Source organism: Corallococcus sp. NCSPR001 (assembly GCF_017309135.1).
GTDB lineage: Bacteria > Myxococcota > Myxococcia > Myxococcales > Myxococcaceae > Corallococcus.
The window spans coordinates 353138-379126 of record NZ_JAFIMS010000002.1 but is presented as its reverse complement, the minus strand read 5'-3'; the positions used below and the strand labels follow the sequence as shown (position 1 = coordinate 379126).

The 25989-nt window shown below is 70.1% G+C and carries 26 protein-coding genes; 14 read left to right on the top strand and 12 right to left on the bottom strand.

All coding sequences use genetic code 11. The annotated features are described in order from the left end of the window. Positions 1-48: 48 nt before the first annotated feature. From JYJ93_RS03480 to epsH, 3 genes are all read right to left on the bottom strand, one after another. On the bottom strand, positions 49-468 hold the full coding sequence (locus tag JYJ93_RS03480; RefSeq protein ID WP_206786546.1) for a hypothetical protein: 420 nt from the start codon (positions 466-468) through the stop codon (positions 49-51). Positions 469-529: 61 nt separating this feature from the next. Beyond that, positions 530-733, bottom strand: a complete 204-nt coding sequence (locus tag JYJ93_RS03475; RefSeq protein ID WP_206786544.1) for a YjzC family protein — start codon at positions 731-733, stop codon at positions 530-532. 93 nt (positions 734-826) lie between these two features. Then, entirely contained in the window at positions 827-2137 is a 1311-nt protein-coding gene (epsH, locus tag JYJ93_RS03470; RefSeq protein ID WP_206786542.1) for an exopolysaccharide biosynthesis glycosyltransferase EpsH, read from the bottom strand. A gap of 56 nt (positions 2138-2193) precedes the next feature. Between epsH and wzy the strand changes: the two genes are divergently transcribed. Continuing rightward, positions 2194-3759 (top strand): exopolysaccharide repeat unit polymerase, encoded by a 1566-nt coding sequence (gene wzy / locus JYJ93_RS03465; protein WP_206786540.1) that lies wholly within the window; start codon positions 2194-2196, stop codon positions 3757-3759. Here wzy and JYJ93_RS03460 read toward each other — a convergent pair. The 3 genes from JYJ93_RS03460 to JYJ93_RS03450 all read right to left on the bottom strand — a co-directional run bounded on the left by JYJ93_RS03460 (position 3756) and on the right by JYJ93_RS03450 (position 5969). Beyond that, the gene (locus JYJ93_RS03460; protein WP_206786539.1) at positions 3756-4205 is read right to left on the bottom strand and encodes a hypothetical protein; all 450 of its coding nucleotides are present in this window, start codon (positions 4203-4205) and stop codon (positions 3756-3758) included. The genes wzy and JYJ93_RS03460 overlap by 4 nt on opposite strands. Next, positions 4206-4841, bottom strand: a complete 636-nt coding sequence (locus JYJ93_RS03455; protein WP_206786538.1) for a hypothetical protein — start codon at positions 4839-4841, stop codon at positions 4206-4208. An 81-nt stretch (positions 4842-4922) separates the two neighbouring features. Then, positions 4923-5969: a cation diffusion facilitator family transporter gene (locus JYJ93_RS03450; protein ID WP_206786537.1), complete on the bottom strand. Its 1047-nt coding sequence runs from the start codon at positions 5967-5969 to the stop codon at positions 4923-4925. A gap of 162 nt (positions 5970-6131) precedes the next feature. On the opposite strand from JYJ93_RS03450, the gene JYJ93_RS03445 reads away from it, so the two are divergent. Continuing rightward, positions 6132-7757 (top strand): mechanosensitive ion channel domain-containing protein, encoded by a 1626-nt coding sequence (locus JYJ93_RS03445; protein WP_206786536.1) that lies wholly within the window; start codon positions 6132-6134, stop codon positions 7755-7757. Positions 7758-7761: 4 nt separating this feature from the next. On the opposite strand, the gene JYJ93_RS03440 is transcribed toward JYJ93_RS03445, so the two are convergent. Beyond that, positions 7762-8310 carry an RNA polymerase sigma factor gene (locus JYJ93_RS03440; protein ID WP_206786535.1) on the bottom strand — a complete coding sequence of 183 codons (549 nt, stop codon included), beginning with the start codon at positions 8308-8310 and terminating at the stop codon, positions 7762-7764. 430 nt (positions 8311-8740) lie between these two features. On the opposite strand from JYJ93_RS03440, the gene JYJ93_RS03435 reads away from it, so the two are divergent. Beyond that, entirely contained in the window at positions 8741-9394 is a 654-nt protein-coding gene (locus tag JYJ93_RS03435; protein WP_269012912.1) for a DUF6445 family protein, read from the top strand. A gap of 3 nt (positions 9395-9397) precedes the next feature. On the opposite strand, the gene epsE is transcribed toward JYJ93_RS03435, so the two are convergent. Further along, positions 9398-10612 carry an exopolysaccharide biosynthesis GT4 family glycosyltransferase EpsE gene (gene epsE / locus JYJ93_RS03430; protein WP_206786533.1) on the bottom strand — a complete coding sequence of 405 codons (1215 nt, stop codon included), beginning with the start codon at positions 10610-10612 and terminating at the stop codon, positions 9398-9400. Positions 10613-10785: 173 nt separating this feature from the next. Here epsE and JYJ93_RS03425 point away from each other — a divergent pair, with 173 nt between their 5' ends. From JYJ93_RS03425 to JYJ93_RS40765, 8 genes are all read left to right on the top strand, one after another. Further along, positions 10786-11307 carry a hypothetical protein gene (locus JYJ93_RS03425; RefSeq protein ID WP_242543650.1) on the top strand — a complete coding sequence of 174 codons (522 nt, stop codon included), beginning with the start codon at positions 10786-10788 and terminating at the stop codon, positions 11305-11307. Continuing rightward, positions 11304-12341: an exopolysaccharide biosynthesis glycosyltransferase EpsD gene (epsD, locus tag JYJ93_RS03420; RefSeq protein WP_206786529.1), complete on the top strand. Its 1038-nt coding sequence runs from the start codon at positions 11304-11306 to the stop codon at positions 12339-12341. The genes JYJ93_RS03425 and epsD overlap by 4 nt, the downstream gene beginning before the upstream one ends. 5 nt (positions 12342-12346) lie before the next feature. Then, positions 12347-12883, top strand: a complete 537-nt coding sequence (gene epsC, locus JYJ93_RS03415) for a serine O-acetyltransferase EpsC (protein WP_014400828.1) — start codon at positions 12347-12349, stop codon at positions 12881-12883. Positions 12884-12944: 61 nt separating this feature from the next. Beyond that, a complete protein-coding gene (gene epsB, locus JYJ93_RS03410) occupies positions 12945-15083 on the top strand; it encodes a GH44 family glycoside hydrolase EpsB (protein WP_206786527.1) in 2139 nt (712 codons plus the stop codon). A 10-nt stretch (positions 15084-15093) separates the two neighbouring features. Next, positions 15094-15897 (top strand): exopolysaccharide biosynthesis glycosyltransferase EpsA, encoded by an 804-nt coding sequence (epsA, locus tag JYJ93_RS03405; protein WP_206786525.1) that lies wholly within the window; start codon positions 15094-15096, stop codon positions 15895-15897. Between the two features lie 189 nt (positions 15898-16086). Next, positions 16087-18936, top strand: coding sequence for an Ig-like domain-containing protein (locus JYJ93_RS03400; protein WP_206786523.1), 2850 nt, complete (start codon positions 16087-16089; stop codon positions 18934-18936). Positions 18937-19027: 91 nt separating this feature from the next. After that, positions 19028-20371 carry a restriction endonuclease fold toxin 5 domain-containing protein gene (locus JYJ93_RS03395; protein WP_206786521.1) on the top strand — a complete coding sequence of 448 codons (1344 nt, stop codon included), beginning with the start codon at positions 19028-19030 and terminating at the stop codon, positions 20369-20371. After that, entirely contained in the window at positions 20368-21108 is a 741-nt protein-coding gene (locus JYJ93_RS40765; protein ID WP_347402692.1) for an immunity 52 family protein, read from the top strand. The genes JYJ93_RS03395 and JYJ93_RS40765 overlap by 4 nt, the downstream gene beginning before the upstream one ends. Before the next feature lie 5 nt (positions 21109-21113). On the opposite strand, the gene JYJ93_RS03385 is transcribed toward JYJ93_RS40765, so the two are convergent. The 3 genes from JYJ93_RS03385 to JYJ93_RS03375 form a co-directional block, all read right to left on the bottom strand. Beyond that, positions 21114-21599 carry a cupin domain-containing protein gene (locus JYJ93_RS03385; RefSeq protein ID WP_206786519.1) on the bottom strand — a complete coding sequence of 162 codons (486 nt, stop codon included), beginning with the start codon at positions 21597-21599 and terminating at the stop codon, positions 21114-21116. Between the two features lie 28 nt (positions 21600-21627). Further along, entirely contained in the window at positions 21628-22008 is a 381-nt protein-coding gene (locus JYJ93_RS03380) for a helix-turn-helix transcriptional regulator (protein ID WP_206786518.1), read from the bottom strand. A 130-nt stretch (positions 22009-22138) separates the two neighbouring features. Beyond that, positions 22139-22648, bottom strand: coding sequence for a hypothetical protein (locus JYJ93_RS03375; protein WP_206786517.1), 510 nt, complete (start codon positions 22646-22648; stop codon positions 22139-22141). A gap of 314 nt (positions 22649-22962) precedes the next feature. Here JYJ93_RS03375 and JYJ93_RS03370 point away from each other — a divergent pair, with 314 nt between their 5' ends. Further along, the gene (locus tag JYJ93_RS03370) at positions 22963-23232 is read left to right on the top strand and encodes a hypothetical protein (protein WP_147447378.1); all 270 of its coding nucleotides are present in this window, start codon (positions 22963-22965) and stop codon (positions 23230-23232) included. A 28-nt stretch (positions 23233-23260) separates the two neighbouring features. Here JYJ93_RS03370 and JYJ93_RS03365 read toward each other — a convergent pair whose 3' ends face one another. Beyond that, on the bottom strand, positions 23261-23638 hold the full coding sequence (locus tag JYJ93_RS03365) for a response regulator (RefSeq protein WP_242543649.1): 378 nt from the start codon (positions 23636-23638) through the stop codon (positions 23261-23263). Positions 23639-23773: 135 nt separating this feature from the next. On the opposite strand from JYJ93_RS03365, the gene JYJ93_RS03360 reads away from it, so the two are divergent. Further along, on the top strand, positions 23774-24436 hold the full coding sequence (locus JYJ93_RS03360; protein ID WP_206786513.1) for a TRIC cation channel family protein: 663 nt from the start codon (positions 23774-23776) through the stop codon (positions 24434-24436). A 210-nt stretch (positions 24437-24646) separates the two neighbouring features. Further along, positions 24647-25984 (top strand): ergothioneine biosynthesis protein EgtB, encoded by a 1338-nt coding sequence (egtB, locus tag JYJ93_RS03355; protein WP_206786511.1) that lies wholly within the window; start codon positions 24647-24649, stop codon positions 25982-25984. The last annotated feature ends 5 nt before the right edge of the window (positions 25985-25989 follow it).

The following is a 25989-nucleotide window of genomic DNA, read 5'->3' as shown; positions in this document are numbered from 1 at the left end:
CGAAGGACCGTAACCCCTGCACCTTGGTGCAGAGGCAAGGGCCCCTGTTCAAGCGGGTGCGGCGACCCGCCGCGCGCCGAGCAGGAGCGCGCCCTGCACGAACATGCCCGCGGCCTCCATCACGAGGAATGCACCGAGCACCTGCGATGCCCCCTGCGTGAGCGCCAGCACCATCCACGCGGAGACGAGCCCCCGGCCCACCGTGTCGATGGCGCCATGCAGCGCCGTGGGCTGGAGCACGCGGACCAGCGCCCAGATGACGGCGAGCACGCCGAAGAGGGCGACGAAGAACAGGTGCATGGGCGTGAAGGCCGGCGTGGACTCACCGCCCAGCGCCAGGCCCTCGTGCACCTGGCGCATGACGCCCAGCATCGCGTCCGCCGTCCACGGCGTGGCGAACGGGAGCGTGACGCACAGGTCGTACACCGCGAAGCCACGGACAGCGCGCTGGAGCAGGGAGGAGCTCATGCCCGGAACACTAGCCCGACGCCCCGTCACGGAGCCGAGGCCCCGTGACGGGACGCATGCATCAGGTGATGCGCTGGAGCTTCCACCAGGCCGACTTGTTCTGCGACCGGATGGGCGGGAACGTTTCCCCCGCGCTCAGGGGGATGACGCGCTCCTCCGCCGTCGGCGAGGGCGTCGTCGAACCATCCGCGTAGCCATCGAACGCGTGGATGCCCGACGTCTCGCACCTGCTGCCCGTCTTGAACCGCTGCCCGACCGTTGCCATGACGTGTCCTTTCGTTCCCGTTCGGGAACGAAGCGAACGTCGATCGGCTCAGTGCCGGAGACCATTCCTCGCAAGAGGTATGGCCTCGGCCCTTCAGTCCGCCAGCGGCATGCCGAAGTCCGGCTGGCCGCGCTCGCCGGACACCCAGCGATACACCTCCAGCACCTGCTCCGCCTTCGCCTTCCAGGTGAAGTGCTTGAAGATGCGCGCGCGGGCGCGCTCGCCCATGGGGCCGATGACGGACGGATCCGCGACCAGCTTCTCCAGGACGCCTCGCACGCGCTCGACGATCTCCTGCGGCGAACCCATCGGAATCGCGAAGCCCGTGGACGGACTCACAATCTCACCCGGACCGCCGTAGTCCATCACGATGGGCACCAGCCCCAGCGCCATCGCCTCCGCCACCACCGCGCCGCCGAACTCGCGCACGCTCGGGAACCCGAAGAGGTGGTTCTTCGACAGGCGGCCCTGCAGCTCCTGGTGCTTCACCCAGCCCGCGAACGTCACGCCGTTCTCCAGGCCGCCCCTCGCCACCTGCGCGCGCAGGTTCTGCATCTCCGCGCCGTCGCCGATGAGCTCCACCTGCACCTTGCCCTCGCGCACCAGCGGCGCCGCCGCGTCGATGAGCATCGCCATGCCCTTGTACGGCACGAAGCGCCCCACGAACGCCACCCGCAGCGGCTCCCCCGGCTTCGGCGGCTCCGCCTTCGCGGACCCGAAGCGCCGCACGTCGATGGCGTTCTCCGGGATGTAGACCACCTTGTCCTGGTACTCCCGCGACAGCTGCGCCCGAGTCGCCCGCGAGCCCATCATCAGCGCCGCCGCGTTCTGACGCGTCGACTTGTAGAAGGGCATCAGCTTGTAGACGTCCCGGATGTAGCTCAGCCACTCGCGCTCACGCACGCGCGCGTCCCCGAAGCCCTTGGGCCACGGCAGGCCGCCGTTCATGGGGCCCATGATGAAGGGCACCCCCGCGTCCGCGCACCGCGCCGCCAACGTGCTGGGCGTCGTGGGGCTGATGGGCGTGTAGCGGTGCACCACGTCGAATTCCTTCGCGCGGATGCGGTCCCCGAAGCGCCGCCAGAGCAGCTCCTCGAAGTAGTAGTACGGCAGCACGCTCAGCGCCGTGGCCGTCGTCCAGCCCACGCCCGCCTTGCCGCGCAGCACCTCGCCCACCTTCTCCAGCGGGCGCTCCACCGGCGTGGAGTCCAGGGCCGTGAAGTCCCTTCCCTCCACCAGCCCCTGCTTGAGGATGTTCTCGCGGTTGCGGACCTGGGTGACCAGGTGCACATCCGCCACCTCGGCGAGCGCCCTGGCCAGGGACCAGCCTTCCAGGGGGACGCTCACCCAGTCTGGGTTGCACAGCTCAGCAATCAGGAGGACGCGGGGTCGGGTGCCAGCCATACGCCTTCCGCATCTATCCCAACCCGGGCCCGGGATATAGCCTCCCCCTCGCTCGAATGGCCTTCAAACCCTCGCTCGCCGCCTGGCTCCAGTACATCGTCATGGTCGTGGGCCTGGGCGCCGTCACCCTGGGGGCGGCCGCCGTGGGTAACGGGGACCCCATTGTCACCATGGCGCCCGTGCTGGCCGTCACGGTGGTGTGGGTCATCCTGAAGGTGCCGCTGCGCTACCTGGCGCTCACGGTGCTCTACCTGGTGCTCGCGGTGGACTACACACCCGAGCGCCCCCAGTCGATGTTCTGGCCCTCCCCGCTGTTCCCCCTGGGGAAGCTGCTCTTCACGCAGATGCATGAGCTGGTGGGCATTGGCGCCCTGAGATTCCCGCTCATCGACGGGCTCATCATCGGCTCCATCGCGCTGGGCATCTACCGGCGGGCCACGAAGTCCAAGATTGATCCACCGGTGGTGCCCATCCCCCGGCCGCTGTCGGTGGTGCTGGCGATTTCGTTCTTCTCCATCATGTGGATGGAGGTGTGGGGCATCGCGCGGGGCGGGGACATCAAGAACTCGCTCTGGCAGTGGCACCAGGCGGCGGTGCTCCCGCTGGTGGGCATGATGTACCACTACAGCCTGCGCGGGCCGGAGGACTGGCCGGTGGTGGCGAAGACCATCATCGCGGCGGCGCTGACCAAGTCCGCGGTGAGCACCTACTTCGCGCTGGTCATCATCCCGGCCCAGCACCTGGAGGTGGAGTACACGACCTGCCACTCGGACTCGATGACGTTCATCTTCGCCATCACCGTGTGCATCGCGCGGTGGCTGGAGCGCCCCAAGTCCGGGCACGCCATCCGGGGCATCCTCATCATCCTCCTGGTGTTCATCGGGATGTTCTTCAACGACCGCCGGCTCGCGTACGTGAGCCTCGTGGGCGGCCTGGCGGCGGCGTACCTGTTCAACCCGTGGACGCCGCTGAAGAAGTTCGTCACGCGAGGCCTCATCGCGTGCTCGCCGCTTTTGGTCGTGTACTTCCTGGTGGGGTGGGGCTCCAGCAGCGGCATCTTCAAGCCGGTGGCGACCTTCCGCTCCATCATCGAGGGACAGCACGCCGAAGGAGAGCTGGACTACCGCGACATCGAGAACCTCAACCTCATCGCGACCTGGAACACGAACCCCGTGTTCGGCACGGGCTACGGGCACGAGTTCCTGGAGCCCTACCCGCTGCCCAACATCGCGTTCGTGTTCCCCACGTACCGCTTCCACCCGCACAACTCGCTGTTGGGCCTGCTGGCCTTCGGCGGGTGGTTCGGGTTCACGGGCGTGTGGATGTACCTGGTGGTGACGGTGTACCTGTCAGCGCGCGCGTACCATCGAGCGTACGCGGCGGAGCACCGGACAGCGTGCCTGGTCATCGTGGGCGTGGTGGCGTCCTACCTGAACCAGGTGTTCGGAGACATGGGCATCATCTCGTACATCTGCACGTTCCAGGTGGCGGTGTGCTCCATCCTCGCGGGTAAGCTGGCCATGGTCACCGGCGCGTGGCCGTGGCCGCAGCGGGAGAAGGTGCTGGGCCTGACGCGCGCGGCGCCGGAAGAGGCGCCTCCTTCGGGAGCGACGGCCGCCTAGCGCTGGATGCCGACGATGCGCCACTGGCGCGTGTCGATGGCGTACGTGGCGCTCGCGTCCGTCACGGGCCCTTCTGAGTTGCAGACATCCTGCCGGGGCACGAAGCGCACGAACATCACGCCCTCCGGGCCGGGCGACGTCCACACGTCGAAGGAGTCCCGCCGGTAGAGGCACAGCTCGTCCGCGGTCGCGCCCTTGTGTGGCTTGAGGTCCAGCGGGCGGAAGTCATCCATCGCCAGCTGCGTCGCCACCGCCACGGCGGCGGGCGTCTGGGTGCGCCCCTCCGCGGGCAGGTCCAACGGGAACTGGAAGCGGGCCAGCTCCTGCTCGGAGGCGCGCGGCGGGCGGATGGGCCTGCCGAACAGGACGCAGCCGCAGAGGGGCAACGCCAGCAGCGCCACGAGCCCGCGTTTCACGAACAGCCCTGACGAACCCTGGCGCCCCATCTAGTCCTCCACAGGCGTGATGAAGCCCGTGTCCTTGTCCGCTTCGTGGATGTACCCGATGAGCTTCCACGCCTTGCCCTGCCGCAGATAGACCTCACCCGGACGCGGCTCGCCCTTGTAGGGAACGAGCTTCGTCACCGTGCATCCTGAATCAAATTGGACCCGTAAGGTCCAACGTTGTGACTGACTCCAGCGGTCCTCCTGTGACATTCCCGACGGGAACCAGGGGTGGCTGTGGAAGTCCGCCAGCGTGGAGGGCAGGCCCCGTTCGTCCTTCACCACGCTGGGCACGCTGCAGCTCTTGCGGCGCAGGTCCGCGCCCACCAGCGTCGTGCGCCCTAACGGGGACGGCCAGCTCGCGTAGTACTCCCCGCCGCCCAGCGAATAGATGAGCCCGCAGTACTCCTGGCCGTAGTCCCGCTCCTTCGCCCGCTCCAGCGCCATCACCGCCGGACAGAGCTGGTCGATGACCTCGTCCACGTCCCGGGAGGGCTGGATGGCGGGCCACGGGCCCTTCACCCAGACCCTGGCGCCCCGCTGGCCGAAGAAGACCTCCCGGCCGCTCTGGAAGTAGGACGTGCCAGCGCAGCCCACGAGCAACGCCACGCCCACGCTCCATGCATTCCGTCCGCGCATCCCGTCTCGCCGCTCCCGTGAGGGGAACCGCGAAAACCAATATCACGGCCTAAGCTACAAAACCAGGATTCATGGCAAAGCCTACCCGGTGCGGGCGCGGAGCTCCGCGGCCTCGGCGGCGGCGGCGGTCAGGTGCTCCAGCTCCAGGTCGATGTGCTTCGCCTGCGGGATGGCGCGGCGGACCTCCGCCTCGATGGCGTCGATCTCCTCGCTCAAGGTGCGGATGAGGTGCCGGGCCGCGTCCGTCAGCGCGCGCTCGCGCTCCGCGCCCACCGGGGGCAGCCCCTGCGCGGGCAGGGCCTCCGCCAGCCGGGCCGCGACGAAGGACTCACTGAAGCGCAGCTCCGCCTTGAACTGGTAGGACTCCGGCGTGAGCTGCCGCGTCTTCACGTCGTGCAGGTCCGCCAGGCTGGCGCGCGCGCGCAGCAGGTCCTCGAAGCGCTGCTCCACGTCCGAGGGCACCGACCGGCCCAGCAACAGCTCCCGGTTCTCCACCATCAGGTAGATGGCGATGAGCCCCAGCAGGATGCCCACCGTGAGCGACGCCAGCGCGTCCCACACCGGGTTGCCCGTCACGTGCGCCAGGGCGATGCCCGCCGTCGCCAGCACCAGGCCCAGCACCGCCGCGCCGTCCTCCAACAGGATGGCCACCGACGCCGGGTCGGCCTTCGTCCGCACGAAGCGCAAGAAGGGCTCGCCCGCGGCCTGCTTCAGCAGCCCCCGCACCGCGAACAGCAACACGCCGCCCTCGATGAGGAACGACAACCCCAGCACCGCGAACGTCACCGGCCCCGTCTCCGCCACGTGCGGGTGCAGGAGCGACTGGATGCCGTGGTAGACCGTCACGCCGCAGCCCACGAAGAAGATGCCGGACGCGGACAGGATGCCGAAGATGAAGCGCTCGCCTCCGTAGCCGTACGGGTGCGAGTCGTCCTCCACGCGCGCCGCCCGCTTCAACCCCAGGAACAACAACACCTGGTTGCCCGTATCCGCCGCTGAGTGGATCGCCTCCGACAACATCGCCCCTGAACCCGACAGGAAGAAGGCGATGAACTTGATGAGCGTGACCAACACGTTGCCGGACAGCGCGGCGATGACGGCCTTGAGCGGCGAAGCGGGAGCGGACATGGAGGTGGCAAACCTACCATGACGCCATGACGCGGAAGGGCCGGCGCCCTCCCGCCCGTCCGCACCGCGTCCGGGCCTTGTCCCTTCGCGTCATCCACCCTGGACAGGTTCACTCCAGGGTGATTGTTTGTTCTCAAATTACATACGAATCAGGAGAGTGCCGTGCGTCGTTTCGTGCCGCTGTGGGTGTTGCTGCTGTTGGGGCCGGTGGGGGCCTTCGCGCTGAACGCAGGGCTGCCTCCGCCTCCGCCAGAGGTGGACCGGAGCACGCCCACGGCGACGGCGGCGGGGTTCCTGGATGCGGCGCATGCGCGGGACGGGGTGCGGGCGCCGCACTACCTGGACCTGTCGCGGCTGCCTCCGGAGACGCAGGCGGAGGAGGGGCTGAAGCTGGCGCGGCGGCTGGTGGTGGTGATGGACCGGACGCTGTGGCTGGACTTCGCGCGCATCGGCAAGGAGCCGGTGGGGCCGGGGGAGCGCGCGCGCCGCGAGGTGCTGGGCCAGGTGGCCACGTCGCGAGGCCCCCAGGACATCGTGCTGGAGCGCGTGGACGCGGAAGGGGGCCCGGTGTGGGTCTTCAGCGCGGACACGGTGGGCGCCATCGACGCGCTGTTCCAGGAGCATGGGTCGCCGCTCCTGGAGATGCTGCCGCCGGTGTTCTTCACGCGCCCGCTGTGGGTGCTGGAGACGTGGCAGTGGCTGGGGCTGGGGCTCGTGCTCGTGGGGGCGTGGGTGCTGGGGCGGCTGGTGGAGGCGGTGGCGCTGCGGGTGGGGGCGCGGGCCGCGGGGCTGACGAAGTCCGGCTGGGATGACGAGCTGCTCGCCGCGGGCAAGGGGAGCATCCGCTTCGTGCTGGCGGGCATGCTGGTGGCGGCGGGGGCGCGGTTCCTCAAGCTGCCTCCGCCGGCGCAGGAGACGGTGGACCTGGCGGCGCGCTCGGTGATCATCGTGGCGGTGGCGCTGTTCGTGCTGCGCTTCCTCACCCGGGCCGCGCGCTTCCTGGAGACCAAGGTCGCGCAGTCGCCGGAGGGCACGGACGTGGCCCGTGTGCGCGGCCTGCGCACCCAATTGGCCATCCTGCGGCGCGTGGTGGAGGTGGCGGTGGTGCTGGTGGCCGCGTCGCTCTTGCTCCTCCAGTTCGAGGCGGTGCGCAACGTGGGCGTGTCGCTGCTGGCGTCCGCGGGCATCGCGGGCCTGGCCATTGGCCTCGCCGCGCAGAAGTCGCTGTCCACGCTGCTCGCGGGCATCCAGCTGTCCATCACGCAGCCCATGCGCATTGGCGACACGGTCATCATCGAGAACGAGTGGGGGTGGATCGAGGAGATCACCCTGACCTACGTCGTCGTGAAGGTGTGGGACCTGCGCCGGCTGGTGATTCCCATCACGCAGTTCCTGGAGAAGCCGTTCCAGAACTGGAGCAAGGTGTCGCCGGACATCCTGGGGACGGCGGAGCTGTACGTGGACTTCCGCACGGACGTGGCTGGGGTGCGCGCGGAGCTCAAGCGCATCCTGGAGCACGAGTCGCAGGGGCTGTGGGACGGCAAGGCCCAGGGGCTCCAGGTGACGGACCTGAGCGAGCGGACCATGAAGCTGCGCGCGCTGGTGAGCTGCGCGGACTCGGGCAAGGCGTGGGACCTGCGCTGCCTGGTGCGCGAGAAGCTGGTGGCCTACCTCCAGGTCCAGCCGCACGGACTGCCGCTCGTGCGCGCGGAGGCCACGCCCCTGCCCCTCCCGGAGGAGAAGGCCGTGGGACCGGCGCTGCTGGCCGCGCGGACGGGCAACGGCTGAAGCCTCAGTGCCACGTGCCCACGGAGAGCCGGCGCTCCTCCGCGATGGGCTGGAGCCGCTCGCGCAGTTGCTCACGCACCTGGTGGAGCCACCAGCCCACCGTGCCCGTGGAGCGGCCCACCTGGGCGCCGATGCTCACGTAGGAGCGCCCCTGCGCCCGCAGGTGGAAGACCTCCCGCTGCTGCGGCGGGAGGCGCGCCACCGCTTCGCGCAGGTCCTTCTCCTGGATGAACGTCCAGAGCTCGCCGCCCTCGGTCTCCTCGGGGTCGTCCGCGAGCACCGTCACCCAGCCCGCGTTCACCGCCTTGCGCTGCTCCGCGCGGTGGTGGCGCAAGAGGCTGATGGCCCGCGTGTTGATGACCCGCCCCGTCCACGCACGGAAGGCCTCCGGCCCCTGGAGGTGCAGCCGCTCCTTCCACGCCTCGTCCAGCGCGTGCTGCACCAGGTCCTCCGCGTCCGCCGAGTTCCCCAGGATGCGCTGGGCGTGCTTCAGGAGTCCTGAACGGAATTGGATGACCAGCGCCGCGAACGTCTGCATCTCATTGTCAGCCATGGAAGTGCCCCCCGAGCTCCGTTTCCGTGCAGGGCCATGATGACAAAGCCATCCAATACGGGCATGGCATTCTTTCCAGGGATTACCAAGAGTGTCTGGAAATCCTATCCCACCCGGCGATTTCCGCCGCCACCGTCACGAATGCATCCAGTGTCTGTCTTTTGGATGTCCACCGGGGGCAGGTGCCCCGGGGTTTCCGACAGAAGCGCGCCGGGATGATCAGCAGTCGTCATCCCCGGCGAAGGCTCACGACGAAGGCCCTCCGGGGCGATTGACCGCGGGGCAAAACGCCCCGGTGTGGCGAGGCCTTCGCGCAGATGGGGCAGAACGCCCCGCCCGATGCATGAAACACACATGAAAACACGGCAGGGTTCTTGCTGACACGCCCCCCATGCTTGAACCCCGGCGCCCGGAGTCGGCCGTCCGCGACGTGCTTCCCTACCGGAAGCCGAAGCTGGGACGGGACTACTGGATCAAGGACAACGCCCTGCCCAACGCGCTGGAGGTCTACGAGCGCAACCTGGCCCGCGAGGACTGGACGATGGGCGCCCCGTGGCGGCCTGAAATCTGGCCCGGCATCCGCGCGCCCCACGCGCTCACGCCCGCGGAGCTGGCGCCCATCGAGCAGTGGATCCGCGAACAGGCCGGCGTGCGCGCCCTCAAGCAGGAGGCCCCCGCGCAAGGCTCGCTGTCCCACAACCACGTGCAGCTCGTGGGGGAGAAGGAGTCCACCGCGAAGCCGCACGTGGACTCGCTGGCGCTGTGCGACTTCGCGGGCGTCATCTACCTGCACCCGAAGCCGCCCGTGAAGCACGTGGGCACGTCCTTCTACCGGCTGCGCATGCCCGGCGGCGGGCTGGGCGGCAACACCTGCCCTCCCGGCTGCGTCAACCTCACCCAGGCCTTCGGCGTGGCGAAGCTGCCCGCCAACGCGTGGGCGCAGGACGTGGAGGTGGAGAACGTCTTCAACCGCCTCATCGTCTACCGCGCCGACTTCGTGCACTCGGCGACCGCGTACTTCGGGCAGGGCGACAAGCGCAGCAAGCGCGCCACCGCCCTCTTCTTCTGGAAGGCCGTGCGCTGACGGCTACGCGAGCATCCGCGCCAGCATGTCCGCGCTGCGCTCGCTGCTGAACTGCTCCTCCACCTTGCGGCGGCCAGCCTCGCCCAGCCGCACCGCTTCAGCGGGGTCCCGGGCCAGCTTCTCCAGCTTCTCCGCCAGCACCGCGGGCGCCTGCGGCGGCACCAGCACGCCGTCCACGCCGTCGTCCACCAGCTCCTTCACGCCGCCCGCGCCCGTCACCACCACCGGCGCGCGCATGGCCATGGCCTCCATGATGGCCACGCCCAGCGGCTCCTGGAGGCTCGCCAGCGCGAACAGGTGCGAGCGCTGGATGCCGTCCTTCACCACGTCCTCGCTCACCGCGCCCAGGAGCGTCACCGCGTCCGTGAGGCCGTCCTGCTGGAGCTTCGCCTCCAGCACCTTGCGGTACGTGGTGCCGCCCGCCTCGTCCTCGCCCGCGATGGACAGCCGCGCGTCGATGCCCTTCTTGCGCAGCATCCCCACCGCGTCGATGAGGTCCGCGTGCCCCTTGCACGGGTTCAGCCGGCCGCACGCGAACAGCCGCAGGGGCCCTTCACCGGACCACGGCTCGTAGGGCACCGTGCGCTGGAAGCGCGACAGCTCCACGCCCATGGGCGCCAGCTCGATGCGGTCCGGCAGGCTCCCGGCCAGCTCCTGGCGGACTTCACCCAGCAGCTTCTTGGTGATGACGAACGCGAACTTCGCGTGCCGCCACTTCTCCCGCTGGTTCGGGCCGTAGTCGTCCAGCGGCCCGTGCAGCGTCATGCTGTACGTGAGCCCGGACAACAGGTGCGCGAACATGGCCACGTGCGCCGCGTTGGCGCAGGAGTGCACGTGCACGTGCGTCCAGCCGCGCTCGCGCGCCAGCGACGCCAGCCGGCCGCCCATCACCGCGAACGCCACCAGCTGCGCGCGGCCCTTCGCGTCCAGGCCCTCCGCGCGGGCGATGGAGGCCAGCACCCGCGCCCAGCCCGTGGGCATGGCCCGGGCGATCTCCAGCGCGGCCATCGCCACGCCCAGGGGCGGCGGCGGCGCCAGGTACTCCGTGCGCTTCATGGCCTCCTGCGCCCAGCTGTGGCTGATGATGCGCGCGGGCGGCGGACGGGTGGACACCAGCTCCGGTGACACGCCCTTCCCCGGCAGCGCCTGCAGCTCGCGCCAGAAGAAGATGTGGGTCTGTCCGGGGAACTCGGGAATCAGGTAGCCGATCTTCTGCACCCCTCTTCCATAACACGCCGCGTCCCCCAGGCTCCCCGGGCCCGGGCCGCGGCTCCCAGGTCCGTTGGGGGGTGTCAGCCGTGACAGCAGACCGGTGGCGCGCTCCTTCGCCTGCCCGCCCGCCCGGGTCGTTGGGTCATGACGCCTCATTGCGTTATACCGTCCGCGCTCCCATGTCCGCCGATTCGAGCCCCCCGACGCCCGCCGAGGAGACCCCGCCCGCCAGCGCCGTGCCCTCGCCGGAGCTGTCGCGGCTGTGGTTCGCGCTGGACCGCCGCGCCTGGAGCTACCTGGTCGTCGTCCCCGCCCACCCCGGCGCCCCCGCGCAGGACGCGGGCCAGGCCCTGATGGAGGCCGGCGCGCCCTACCCGGAGCCGCCCCTGCGCCTGGTGGACGCCACCGGCATCGAGCCCGCCGGCGCCCCGCGCATGGTCCAGGAGGTGCGCCGCCGCGTGGAGCAGGGGGAGCGGGTCATCGTGGTCATCGACTCGCTCATCACCCACCCCGCGAGCCTCCCGCTGGCCCTGGCCGCGGACACCGCCCTGCTGGTCGTCACCCTGGGCGAGACGGACTTCGGCGCCGCGCAGAAGACCCTCCAGCTGGTGGGCGAGGACCGCTTCGCCGGCAGCGTCACCTTCCCGCGTCCCACGAAGAAGCAGAAGCGCGCCGACGCGGCCAAGAAGAAGAAGCCATGAGCCCTTCCGATACCCCCGCTGTCCCGGCCCCCCGGCTCAGCGTCGTCATCGCCACGTACAACCGGCTGCCCCTCATCACCCGTCTGCTCCAGCAGCTGGCCGGCCAGACGCTGCCGCCCGAGGACTTCGAGGTGGTGGTGGTGGACGACGGCTCCGCCTCCGACGTGAAGGGCCCGCTGTCCGCGCTCAAGCTGCCCTACACCCTGCGCGTGGAGGTGCAGCAGAACGCGGGCGCCGCCGCCGCGCGGCACCGGGGCGTGCTGGCCGCCCGGGCCCCCACGGTGCTCGTCACGGATGACGACATGCAGGTGGCCTCCGACTTCCTCGCGCGCCACCTGGCCCACCACCCGCCCGGCTCGCGCAACGTGGTGCTGGGCCGCATCCGGCCGGACCCCGAAATCGGGGACATGCCCCTCTTCGAGCGCTGGTACGCGCACCTCAACAACCGCATGGCGGAGGAGCTCTCCGTCCCCGGCGCGAAGGCGCGCGGCAACCACCTGTACACGGGCAACGTTTCCTTCCCCCGCGCGGACTACGTGGGCGTGGGCGGCTTCGACAAGACGCTGGGCCAGTCGGAGGACGTGGAGCTGGGCGTGCGGCTGGAGAAGGCCGGCTGCGCGTTCCTCTTCGCGCCGGACGCGTACGTGCTGCACGGCAGCGACCACGTCAGCTTCGAGAAGTGGATCCGCCGCGCGCACCGCTACGGCATGTTCGACACCCACGTGTCCGTGAAGCACCCGGACGTGAAGGGCGTGAACCCGTGGCGCCTCTTCTTCGAGACGAACCTGCTGTCCCGCCCGCTGCTCGCCTCCGCGGTGGTGGCGCCGGAGGCGTCGCGCCGGCTGACGGAGGCCGTGGTGAAGGCCTCCGGTGTCGCGGACAAGCTGGGGCTCACGGGCGCCGCGTTCGCGGGCACGTCCGTGGCGTACGGCATGGAGTACCTGCGCGGTGCCCGCACGGAGGCCGGTGGCTGGGTGGGCGTCGCCAAGGGGCTCGCTCGCTACCTGCAGGGCCGGGGAAATCCCCAAGGATGAAAGCCATGTTCGGAGCCCTCATCTCGGACGCGTTGGAGATGGCCAAGGCGGCCACCGGTACGTCGGACGCGAAGTCCATCGCCAAGGTGGTGCTGACCAGCGACTCGTACCGCATCACCGCGCTCAACCGCGCGCGCGAGGCGGCGCTGGCCTTCCACATCCCGCTGGTGAACCACGTGCTGCGCGTGGCCCAGACGGCGGTGATGGGCATCGAAATCGGCAAGGACGTGACGCTGGGCAAGGGCGTGTACTTCGTGCACAGCCTGGGCGTCGTCATCGGCGGGGACGCGCGCATCGGCGACCGCGTGCGCTTCTACGGCAACAACACCGTGGGCACCGCCAAGGACAACGGCTACCCCACCATCGAGGACGACGTCTGGATTGGCGCGGGTGCCCGCATCCTGGGCCCCGTGCGCATCGGCGCCCGGTCGCGCATTGGCGCGAACGCCGTGGTGCTCCAGGACGTGCCGCCGGACAGCGTGGCGGTGGGCATCCCCGCGCGCATCTTCCCGCGCAAGGACCTGGACGAGGTCCCGCTGTAGCCGTTGTCACTTGCTGATCCGCTGTGCCGGGTTCGTTCCGGGGGATGCGTTGAGGAAGGTCATGGCAGAGACGAAGCGCGGACGGTGGAAGCGGACCGTCATCCTCACCTGCGCGGTGCTGGGCGGTGGTGCGGGCGTGGCCATGGCGCAGCAGGCCGGGTCGAAGGATGCTTCCCCCGCTTCGCAGCCCGCCGCCACGGACGCGGTGGCCGTGTACGACGGGGGCCTCCAGGCCGGATGGAAGGACATCGGCTGGGCGCCTCGCGAGCTGCCCAAGGGCGCTCCCGCGCGGCTGCGGATGTTCAACTACGGCGGGTGGATCCTCTACCGGCCCAAGCTGCCGGGCGCGTACGGCGCGCTGACGTTCCGCTTCACCGCTCCGGAGTCCTACGGCGAGTTCCTGGACGTGCGCCTGGACGCCCCCGGCGCCGCGACGTTCCCGCACGTGCGGATCAGCCCGGAGTTCATCGTCAAGAAGGACCGCGAGTGGGCGGAGGTCGTCGTGCCCATGGAGGTCCTCAACCCGCGCAGTGAGTCCTTCGACCGCCTGGTGCTGCGCGCGTCGAAGGAGGTGGGCCGGGACTGGGTGCTCTTCGACAAGGTGGCCCTGGTGCCGCTGTCGCCGGACGTGGCCGCCGCGCGCGCGGCCGGCGGTGGGCGCATGGGCCGGGGCGATGGCCGCGAGTCGAAGATGATCATCGACTGCACCGCGCCGTCCAAGCCCATCAGCCCGCTCATCTACGGCATCGCGCTGGACGGCAACAAGGAGACCACGGACACGCACCAGTGGAAGCTGGGCGCCACCATCCGCCGCTGGGGCGGCAACCCCACGTCCCGCTACAACTGGAAGCTGGGCCGCGCGTGGAACACCGGCAATGACTGGTACTTCCGCAACGTGGAGCTGGGCTTCGGCGCGGATGACTTCCTGGAGTCCAACCGGAAGAACAACGTCCAGTCCGCGCTCACGCTGCCGCTGATTGGCTGGGTGGCCAAGGACACGTCCTCCGTGGGCTTCCCGGTGTCCACCTTCGGCCCGCAGCAGGCCCAGGACGACACGGAGCCCGCGGGCGGCAACGGCGTGCGCCGCGACGGCACGCCCCTGGTCCCCGCCGCGCCCACGACGACCAGCGTGCAGGCGCCGCCGGAGTTCATCTCCGAGTGGGTGAAGTCGCTCAAGGCCGCCAGGCGCGGCGTGAACATGTACATCCTGGACAACGAGCCCGCCCTCTGGAGCTCCACGCACCGGGACGTGCATCCGGATCCGCTCACCTACGACGAGCTGCTCAAGCGCACCATCGAGTACGGCACCGCCGTGCGGAAGGCGGATCCGGAGGCGGTCATCGCCGGTCCCGCCGAGTGGGGCTGGACGAACTACTTCTGGTCCGCCGCGGACTTCGCGCCCGGCCGCCCGCCGTACACCGACCGCCGCGCGCACGGCGACGTGCCCCTGTTGCCCTGGTACCTGCGCGAGCTGCGCGACCACGAGAAGAAGACCGGCGTGCGCCTGCTGGACGTGGTGGACGTGCACTTCTACCCGCAGACCAACGTGGGCCTGGGCCTGGAGGGCGCCACGGATCCAGAGACCAACGCGCGGCGGATCCGCTCCACGCGCGCGCTGTGGGATCCGACGTACAAGGACGAGTCGTGGATCGCCGAGCCCATCCAGCTCATTCCCCGTGTGAAGCAGTGGATCGCGGAGAACTACCCCGGCCGGGGCATGTCCATTGGCGAGTACAACTTCGGCGCCATGAAGCACATGAGCGGCGGCCTGGCGCAGGCGGAGGCCCTGGGCCGCTTCGGGCAGCAGGGGCTCACGTCCGCGTTCTTCTGGCAGTACCCCGCGGAGAACAGCCCCACGTTCTGGGCGTTCCGCGCGTACCGCGACTTCGACGGGCGCGGCGGCCGCTTCCAGGACAACACCCTGTCCACCACCGCGGCGGAGGGCACCAGCCTCTTCGCGTCCCGGGACGCGTCCGGCAAGAAGCTCACTGCCGTATTGCTCAACTTCGACCCCGAGCAGGCCGCCCAGGCGCAGCTGGAGTTCAAGGGCTGCGGCTCGCTCAACACCGTGCGCGTCATGGGGTACTCGGGCGCGCCGGGCGGTTTCACCGAACAGGCCACCGGCACCAAGGCCGAGCAGGCCCTTTCACAGCGCCTTCCCCCCTACTCCATCACCGTGCTGGACCTCACGGTGAAGTGAAGACGACGCCTTGACCACCGCACACGCCCCCGCCGCCGCTTCCCCCCGCCCGCGCCTGAACATCGGCCAGCTCACCATCGACCAGCTCACCTTCCCGGAGGCCATCACGGCCATTGGCGAGCTGGTGGACGCGCACCAGGGCGGCTACGTCTTCACCGCCAATGTGGACCACGTCGTCCTGGCGGAGACGAACACGCGCTTCCGCGACGCGTACGCCAAGGCCACCATCTCCGTGGTGGACGGCATGCCCATCGTCTGGGCGTCGCGCATGCTGGACGTGTCCCTGCCGGAGCGCATCGCGGGCTCCGACCTCATCCTCCCGCTGGTGAAGCTGGGCGCCGAGCGCAAGTGGCGCATCTTCCTGTTGGGCGCGGGCCCCGGCGTCGCGGAGAAGGTGGGCAAGCAGTTCCAGGCGCAGTACCCCGGCATCGAGGTCGTGGGCTGGGACTCGCCCATGGTGAACCTGGACGCGGGCGACGCGCAGAACGACCCCATCGTCGCGCGCATCCGGGAGAAGGACCCGCACCTGCTCTTCGTCGCGCTGGGCAGCCCCAAGCAGGAGGTGTGGATTTCCCAGGTGGCCCAGAAGCTGGGGCCCACGGTGGCCATCGGCATTGGCGCGGGGTTCGACTTCATCGCCGGCACCGCCAAGCGCGCCCCGGAGTGGATCGCCAGGGCCGGCTTCGAGTGGCTCTACCGCCTCACCCACGAGCCCAAGCGCCTGTGGCGCCGGTACATCCTCAATGACTCCCAGTTCGGGATCATCCTGCTGCGCGAGCTGTGGAAGCGCACCCGGGGCTCACAGGAAGGCTGAGTCCCGGCGGACTCGCAGGACTGGCCGTATGTCCTTGATTTCTCAGGCTGTGGGCCCTTTCCCCTCCCTGGACAGTTACAGCCAAACTTGAGTATTCTAGCCCCGCACGCCTTTCGCGGGGTGCACGGGCCACGATGCCTGAGCCTCGCGTCCGGGTGTGCCCACCCGTAGGCCCCTGGACGTTCCCCCATGTCATCCGCCGTATCCCGTACGCCGCCCCGTTGGGCGGCGCGACTCGTCATGTTCGCGGTGCTGGTGCTGTCGGCCTTCAGCCCGCCGGCCGCCGCCGCCACCAACACGGAGGCCACGCAGAAGGCCATCCAGTTCCTGAGCGCGGACGTGGCCAACTGGACCACGTCGCAGAACTGCATCGCGTGCCACCGCCAGGGCGCGGCGGTGTTCGGCCTGTCGAGCGCCAAGGCCAATGGCTACAACATGGCGCAGGCCACCTCCAACGGCCTCACCATCCAGGGGAACCTGGACCTGCTGGGCGCGCGCATCAAGGCGGACCAGAGGCCCGCGGGCAACTGGCTGCACGAGGGCACGCTGTACCCCAATGAGAAGACGAGCTGGGCGTCGTTCGGCCTGGCGGGCTTCGACCAGTACGTGTCCACGCAGTACAGCAGCGCGCTGGTGATGGCGGCCAACTGGGCCGTGAGCGTGCAGCAGGCCAGCGGCCGGTGGCCGGAGGACCACATCAACTTCCCGGTGGACCACGGCAGCGTGCCGCTGACGGCGCGCTTCCTGGTGACGCTGTCGCAGGCGAAGCAGCGCGTGGACCCCGCGAAGGCGGCGCAGTACCAGGCGGCCATCGACAAGGCGGCCGCGTACCTGCGCGCGAACCTCAACAACAACGACACGTCCGGCACCGGTGACGGCATGCCGTACACGTTCCAGAAGTCGTGGGCCATCGTGGGCCTGAAGGCCGCGGGCGCGGGCCAGAACGACGTGAACGCCAACGCCATCCAGACGCTGGCCAACCAGCTCATCGCGATGCCGGCGGTGAGCGGCAAGGGCTGGGGCAACCTGCCCTCGGACGCGTCCAACGACTTCGCCACGGGCATTGGCGTGTACGCGCTGTGCCTTGCGGGCAAGGAGCCGGCGAGCAACGCGCGCCTGTTCAACGCCATCGAGTGGCTGAAGACGCGGCAGGCGGCGGACGGCAGCTGGGGTTCGGGCACGGCGTCGCCGGACATCCCGACGACGTTCGCGTCGCTGGGCCTGGCGTGCTTCGGCGACTTCAGCGTGGAGGTGTCCGTGGTGGGCGAGGACACGAAGATGTTCCCCATCTACGACCCGGCCGCGCAGGAGACGACCTACACGTTCAAGGTGAAGAACCACGGCTACCAGGCGGACACGTACACGATGAGCGCCGCGGGCGGCCTGCCGGGCTGGACGGCCACGCTGAGCCGGCCCACGGTGTTCCTGGCCTCCGGCGCGGAGTCCACCGTGAAGCTGACGGTGCGCGCTCCGGCGAACCTGCTGCCGTCGCTCCTGTCGGAGGTCACGGTGACGGCGGCCTCCGGTGGCGCGCCGGGCGTGTCCGCCTCGGCTCGCGCGAAGACCTATACGCCGCCGCCGCCGCCCGTGACGGGCCTGGCGACGACGACGGCCATCGTCACTCCGGCGGCGAACGCGAGCGTGACCATTGGCCAGGCGACGCTGCTGTCCGCGCGGGTGCGCAACGCATCCAACAACGCGGTGGTGACGGGGCCGCTGAAGGGCGTGGTGACCTTCTTCGTGGCGGGCGTGGCGATTGGCGCGGATGACGACGCGGACGGCGACGGCGTGTTCTCCCTGCCGTGGAGCATCGCGACGGACACGTGGTCCGCCACGGGCGCGCAGGACTACCGCGCGGTGTACTCCGGCGTGACGCTGCAGCCGAACAGCCAGAACCTGCTGGGCAGCACGGCGGCGCAGACGCTGAACATCAACGCCTATCCGTACACGCCGCCGGAGGTCATCATGGGCAACCAGCCCGCGTTCCTCCGCGAGACGACGCTGAACGCGTGGGGCTTCGTGAAGCCGGCCACCAACGGCGCGGTCATCACCTACGCGGCCTTCATCGTGAACGGCGGCGCGCCGGTGGTGGTGAACCCCGAGCTGAGCGGCGGTCTGGTCTACGTGCCGGTGGAGCTGGTGGAGGGGCCGAACATCATCCAGCTCACGGGCCGCGACAACCTGGGCGGCATCACGACGAAGCAGATCAACCTGACGGTGGACCGCGTGCCGCCGGTCATCACCATCCAGTCGCCGGTGCAGGGCCAGGTGGTGGGGAGCCTGGTGGACGTCATCAGCCAGATTGACGAGCAGACGCCGACGCGCGTGGAGACGCAGTGGGTGAACACCACGCTGCTGGAGTTCGGCACCGGTTCGGTGACGCACCCGGTGAGCCTGCCGAACTTCGGCGAGCAGGGCATCCTGGTGCGTGCCACGGACTCGGCGAACAACGTGACGGAGGCCGTGGTGCACGTGTTCGTGGACCCGGGCACGCCCACGGTGACGACGGACCCGGCGGACGGGGCCACGTTCGGGCCTCGCGCGAACCACACGCTGCCGTATGTGATTCGCGTGTCGTCCGTGTCCGCGACGACGGTGAAGCTGGGCGCGCAGCAGTTCCAGTTGCCGCGCGGCGGCGGTGAAATCCAGACGTCGGTGACGCTGGCGTCGGGGGTGAACACGCTGACCATCGACGCGACGAACGAGGCGGGCCGCACGACGCGCGTGACGCGCACGGTGCGCTACGACACGCAGGCGCCCACGGCGACGCTGCTGACGCCGGCGCCGGGCAGCACGGTGGGCGGCGTGGTGACGCTGACGGCGCGGGTGACGGATGCGCTGAGCAGCATCAAGAACGTGGCGTTCACGCGGGACGGGTCGGGCATCCGCGCCGGAACGCTCCAGTCGAACGGCAACTGGACCGCGGCGCTGGACACGCGCGAGCTGCTGGATGGCACGCACACGGTGGACGTGTGGATGACGGACGCGGTGGACAACTTCGTCATCCAGAGCTTCAGCTTCACCGTGAAGAACAACTAGCCCCGTCTGTCATTGACGGTGGTGCCCCTTCGGGGCGGGAGGTCCGCACGGGCCTTCCGCCCCGTTGTCTTTGGGGCGCATGATGCACGGCATGCGTGCGCACAAGGCCGGCGTGTGGATGGTGTTGTTCGTACTGCTCACGGGCTGCGCCAGCGGCCCCACGGTGCGGCTGCGCACGGAGCGGGGGACCCGGACGTTTGCGCCGGTGACGCGGGACCGGCGCGTGCCGGTCAGTGCTCGGGAGTTCGAGGAGGCGCTGGCGCGACTGGTGCTGGAGGTGCCGCTGACGGTGCGGGCCCCGAAGGTGGTGCGCGCGGTCGCGAAGAAGGGGGCGCAGCTGGACCTGGGGCTCGGGTTCATGCTGCGGGACGGGTACGGGCGGTGGTGCCGGGCGCATGAGGCTTCTGGGGACTGTCTGTCGTTGCTGGAGGATGGTGCGGGCTTCGGTGAGCTGGACCGGCTCACGCTCGCGGTGGGCATGTCGTTGGACCCGTTGCGCGCGAGCATCGGTGCGGCGCTTCAGGACACGCTGAATCCGGAGTTCTTTGTCTCCGTGGTCTCGGGAGCGATTGCGTCCTGGGTGGTGCTGGCGGCGGCACCGGAGCCTGTGTTCACCAAGGCCGCGGCGGTGATTGCCGCCGTGTTCCTGGCGTACGTGGGCGTGCAGTCGTTCCTCGCGGTGGTGAGGGCGTGCGGCGCGCTGAAGGATGCGACGGACAGGGCGAAGACGTTCCAGGAGTTGGAGGAGGCAGCGGAGGTCTTCGCGCAGGCGCTGGGGCCGGAGGTGGCGCGCGTCTTCGTGCTCGCGGTGACGGTGCTGGTGAGTCACGGCGTGACGATGGGGTTGTCGTCATCGCTCGCGTTGATGCCGCGCTTTCCGGACGCGGTGAGGGCGGGCGCGGCGAATGTGGGCTTCAACCCGGCGCGCGTGCTGGATGTGAGCGCGGTGGCGGTGGTGGACGGCGTGGTGGAGGTGACACTCGCGTCCACGGCGGTGGCCATGGCCGTGAAGGGCCCACCTCCTCCGAGCAACAGCACGGGAGGCCCGGGCAAGTGGGTGCAGGTGAATGAGTCGATGTCCGACCGCGCCCGCGACTATCAGGCCCAGGTGACCGGAGCGCCGAAGGGCTCCGCGTACCGGCTCAAGGTCGGAGACGAAGAGGTCGACTTCGACGGCTACGACCTGGCCGACGACTTGCTGCTGGAGGCCAAGGGCCCGGGCTACGCGAAGTTCATCAAGGACGACATGTCGTTAGAGGAGTTCTACCGAGGTTTTGTCAAAGTGCTTGACCAAGCAAGGCGTCAATCCAGGCTGGCACAGGGAAAGCGCATCCGATGGATTGTCGCCGAGGAGCGATTCGCCACCTTCCTACGTAATGCATTCGAGTTGAACGGCATCCGGATTGACGTGGTGACCATCTCACCGATTCGATGAGGCATGCTGTAGCCATGCTTGAGACACACTACGCGGGTTGCTACTGGCTGACTCGTCTGGAGCCAGTGGATGCCTGCGCCCGACGCCTGGAGTCCTTCCTCGGAATGATGGCTCCGCTCGAGCCCACCTGGAGCCGCTGGTATCAGTCCGCGGCAACCTTTGAAAAGGCACGCAAGCGACAAGTCCAACCAGATGCCATGACGCTCGCGAAGCTCCTGGGGAAAAAGAGCAACCGGATTGGTGATGGTTCCAGGTTCTGGCTCTGGGCCGGGGAGTCGCCGGATGAAACCTCGGGGGTCAATGGCTGCTGCGGCGGCTCGTCGCCATACTTGACCTCTACCTGCATCCTCAACCCACTGGGCACGAGTGAGGTCGCGAAGCGCGTCGTGACCGCGCCCGTCATGACCGGCGTGGTGCGCGCCATGGCGCTCGCGTGGGAGCCCGAGGTCGCCCTCGCTACGTCCAATGAGCACCGGCAGCTCATCACGGCCGGCCGGTTTCCCGAACCCGGCACCTTCGTCGGTTGGGTCACCTACCTCGCCGACTTCCGCGGGCCCGTGCCCCCGCTGCCCTCCTCCGTCCAGGTGGAGCACCTCCCGGACCGGGGCACGCTCATCACCCTCACGCAGGAGAAGTTCAGCGCCTCCAACCCCGCCCACGTCGCCCTTGCCGCGGACGTCCAGGCGCGCCTCCAGGCGGCGGGGCTGCTCACCCCGCTGCGCCCCTGGGGCACCTGAGCCCTTCAGCGCCTTCCGGCCTTCGCGAACCTCCGCAGCAGCGCCTCGTGCGCCGGGTGGCGGGCCACCAGCGCCTCCGCCTCCGGCAATTCGAAGTCCGCGAACTCGAAGCCCGGCGACACCGTGCAGCCCACCAGCGTGTACGCGCCCAGCGGCTCCGCCGCCTGCAGCACTCCCGCCGGCACCAGCACCTGCGGCTGCTGGCCCTGCGTCACGTCCCGCCCCAGCACCGGGGACTCCACCCGGCCGTCCTCGTGCACCAGGTGCAACGCCAGCGGCTCCCCGTCGTGGAACAGCCACAGCTCGTCCGCGCCCACCACCCGGTGCCACGCGGAGAACTCCCCCCGCTGCAGCAGGTAGTAGATGGCCGTCCCCGCGGACCTGCGCCCTCGCAGCGTCTGCACCTGGAACGCCGCCCGGTACGTCTCCCGGTAGTAGCCGCCCTCCGGATGGGGCTTGAGGTCCAGCCTCCGCACCAGCTCTTCAACCATGGTGGACCCAGTCTAACGCCACGCCCCCTCAGGGCTTCTTCTTCTGCTGCTGCATCGCGGACGCCACCAGGTTCATCAGCTTCAGCTGCACCGGCGTCAGCCGCCGCAGGTTGCGCATCAGCCGCCGCATCTCCGGCACGTCCTCCTCCGTCCGCGCCCGGGGCTTCTCCTTCGGCGCGGGCGCCGCGAACTCCTCGCCCAGGCCCAGCAGGTCGTGCGGCGGGATGTTCAGGACGACGCACAGACGGCGCAGGTTCTGCACGCTCGGCAGCATGTGGCCGCGCTCCAGCCGGCCATACACCTCCGACGCCATGCCGATGCGGTCCGCCACGTCCGCCTGCGTCAGACCCAGCTTCACCCGAACGTTCCGTGCCGCCGCGCCGAGGATTCCCGCCAGTTCCGTGTCCATGCCCTTCTCAGTCCCGGGTGCGTGGGGCCTCCATGGCACCGGGCGCTGGGCTTAACCCTGAAGGTCGGGTCATGTCACCTTACCTCTGGCGTTTTTTCCGACCCCCTACGCCCTCCCTGGACCGCCCCTCTCAGGGGGTGGGCTCGGGCACGGGCGCGCGCCGGCGCTCGGCCGCGGTGAAGAGCAGGGCCATGGGCAGCCCCAGGAACACCGCGTGCCACACAATCTGGAGGAACTGCGGGACGCTCAGGAACCAGGGGAAGTAGCCGCGCGCCAGCAGCTGGAAGTCCACCAGCCACACGAAGATGCCGAAGAGCATCCCCACCGCGGCCTGGAACTCCCAGCGCCCCCGTCCGTCCACCGGCAGCATCGCGTCCAGCAGCGCGTACACCACGCCCCAGCCCGCCGCGATGACCAGGTGCACCCCCAGCCCCACCGCCACCGCCACCGCCGTGGACACCTGCGGCGTGAAGGCCGGCGGCCCCAGCAACACCGCCGCGCTCATCCGCACCGGCACCAGCGGCCCCTCTCCCGCCGCCACCGCCAACGCCGTCTGCGCCAGCGCCAGCAACACGCCCGCGGCCAGGCCGAACAACAGCCCGTTCGTCAGGGACCAGGGAGTGGGAGTCCTCCGTGCCATGGTGTGTCTCCTCGGGGGTGCGCGGGCGCCGGGAACGGCCCCGTCCCCTCAAGGCTGCGCACCCCACGCGGAAGGGGGCAGCCACCTCGCCCCCCGGGCCCGCCCCAGCCCCACCCGGACGGACGGCCAGGGGCCCCTTCACCCCCCTGCCGGGCCTGCCATACGGCCAGTCATTTCTTCCCCTACGATTTCTGGCCAGTCCGTAAGTTCTTCAGACGTCACGGCCGCCCCATCGCGAAAGTGCCTGGAATTCCCGGCATCCGCAGGCGGGCACGCGGTTCGCATGAGCGAAGGAGCGTCGAGGAACCCACCCCGTGTCCCAGTCTTCCGCAAGAAACCGCCTGGTCCTGCCGTACCGCGTCCACTACGCGCCGCCCGCGTGGCGGGAAGTGGGTCGGATGTCGTCCGAGGCCTTCGAGGCCCTGCAACAGACCCTGGCGCGGCTGGCGGAGCGGTCGAAGTCACACGACTCGGTGGCGGGACCCGCGCGGCACCGCGTGGAGGGGCACGACCTGGAGCTCGTCTACGAGAAGGACCCGCGCGCCAGCACGCTCACGCTGCTCGCGGTGACGCGGCTGGGCTGACACACCCGGGGCCGCTCGGGCCCTGGCTTCACGCGCTCCGGCCGGACAGCCGGCCCACGGTGGCCAGCAGCTCGTCCGGGACGATGGGCTTCTTCAGGAGGCCGCCTGTGTCCGGCAGCGCCTCCGTCCCCACGCCTGACAACAGCAGCACCGGCACGGCCTTCAGCCGGGGCCAGTCCGCGCGCAGGTGGCGCAGGAACTCCGGGCCGTCCATCACCGGCATCCTCAGGTCCAGCAGGATGAGGCTCGGCGGGGGCAGGTGCTGGAGCTCGTCCAGGGCCTCGCGGCCATTGGCGGCGACGGCCACCTCGTAGCCGTCGGCTTCCAGGATTTCGGCGATGGCGGCGCGAGCATCCTCGTCGTCCTCCACCACCAGCACGGGCTTGTGCGGCACGGGCTGAACCATGTCCCGCAGCATAGAGACCCCCTCCCCCACGCGGGCACGCCTTCCCGGAATACCCCGACAACTGGTGGACAGATGACCGCCTTGGAGGATGACCCCCTTGGGGCCGGGCCGGCCACTCTGGGAGGTTCGGGAGTCATGCTGATGCTGCCCGTCTACCTGGAGCTGGGCGCGGTGGGGCTGGGGGCCCTGTCGGGGGCGCTGCACGCGCTGCGGCGGGAGCTGGACGCCATGGCGGTGCTGGCCCTGTCCATCTGCACCAGCGTGGGGGGCGGGATGCTGCGCGACGTGCTGCTCGGGGAGACGCCCGCGGCGCTGCGCTCGTCGCGCTACCTGCTGGCGGTGGGTGCGTGCGCGGTGCTGGCCGTCCTCTTCGGGCCGTGGCTGTCCCGGCTGCACCGGGCGCTGGACGTGGTGGACGCGCTGCTGTTGGGCATGTGGGTGGTGCTGGGGCTGGAGAAGGCGCTCGCGTTCCAGTTGCCCCTGCCGTCCGCGGTGTTCCTGGGGCTCGTCACCTCCGTGGGCGGCGGCGTCATCCGGGACGTGCTCCTGGGCGAGCGCACCGCGCTGGTCGCCCCCGGCGAGCTGTTCGCCTCCGTCGCGCTGCTGTGCGGCCTGCTCTACGTCGCGCTCGCGGTGGGCCTGGAGGTGCCCGCGCCCCTGGCCGAGGCCGCCGCCATCGCCGGGGCCAGCCTGCTGCGCCTCACCGCCATGTGGCGCCGGTGGCGGCTGCCGCCCCGGTTCGACCTGCTCCAACTGCTGGACCGGCTCCAGGCGCGCCGCCAGCGGCGCCCGCCCTGAGCCAGGAACCACCTTCGGGGAGTATCTTTTGGACAGAAACGAACTCTCCGGTCCAGAATTCTCCGACAGGGTCCCCCTCCTTGGTTAGGACTCCGCGTCACCGCGGAGGGGAAGCGGGCTCGCAAACGTGTGCTCCCTCACGGGTCTGTCCCACCAGGGGGGCCCGGGGGGTTAGCGGGGCCTGGAGCCCCTTCCTACCTTGGGCCGACCATGTCGCTGAGGAGCCAGGAACAGGGGAGCGCTCGAGTCCCCCAGCAGGCCGTGCCGTGGAAGGCCCGGGCCTGGCGGGAGCTGGAGGCGGGGCGGGAGCGCATCCAGTCGATGCTCGCGCCGCTGCCAGAGGCGGAGTTGATGCGGCAGCACTCGCCGCTCATGTCCCCGCTCGTCTGGGACGTGGCCCACATGGCGAATTACGAGGAGCAGTGGCTCCTTCGCGCGCTGGGGGCTCCGGCCTTCACCGACCCCGCGTTCGACGCCATCTACGACGCCTTCCGCCACCCGCGGAACACGCGCTCCACGCTGCCGCTCCTGGAGCCGGAGGCCGCCTGGGCCTACGCCACCCGCGTGCGCGCGGCGGTGGCCGCGCACCTGGAGACGCTGCCCGAGGACAGCGCGGATCCGCTGCTCCACGGCGGCTTCGTCTTCGGAATGGTCGCGCAGCACGCGCAGCAGCACGCGGAGACGCTGGCGGCCACGCTGCAGCTGATGACGCACGTGGAGTACCACCCGCTGGAATCGCACCGGCCCCGGCCCGGCGCGGTGCCGCAGCACGAGGTCTTCATCCCCGGCGGCCCGGTGCGCCTGGGCACGGACGACCCGTGGGCCTACGACAACGAGCGCCCCCGGCACGTCGTGGAATTGGCGCCCTTCCTCCTGGACGCGCACCCGGTCACCACGGGGGACTTCCTCGTGTTCGTGGAGTCTGGCGGCTACGAGGATCCGCGCTGGTGGGACCCCAAGGGCTTCGCGTGGATCCAGGCGGAGAACATCCGCCACCCGCTCTTCTGGAGCCCGCAGGGCCACCACGTCTGGCTGCGCCGCCGCTTCGGCACGGTGGAGCCGCTGCCCAGGGACGAGCCCGTGCAGCACGTGTCCTGGTACGAGGCGGACGCGTACGCGCGCTGGGTCGGCAAGCGCCTGCCCACCGAGGCCGAGTGGGAGAAGGCCGCGCAGGGCAGTGACGGTGTCTCTCGCGCGCACCCCTGGGGGGACGCCGCGCCCACGGACGCGCACGCCAACCTGGGCGGGACGCGCTGGGGGCCGTCGCCCGTGGGCAGCCATCCGCTGAGCCGCAGCGCGGACGGTGTCTGGGGACTGCTCGGCGACGTCTGGGAATGGACCGCCAGCGACTTCCAACCGTACGCGGGCTTCCGGGCCTTTCCGTACCGCGAGTACTCGGAGGTCTTCTTCGGAGACACGTCCAAGGTGCTGCGCGGCGGTGCCTGGGCGAGCGCGCCGGTGGCGGTGCGCAACAGCTTCCGCAACTGGGACTTCCCCATCCGCCGGCAGATCTTCGCCGGCTTCCGCTGTGCACGCGACGTGAAGTGAGGGTC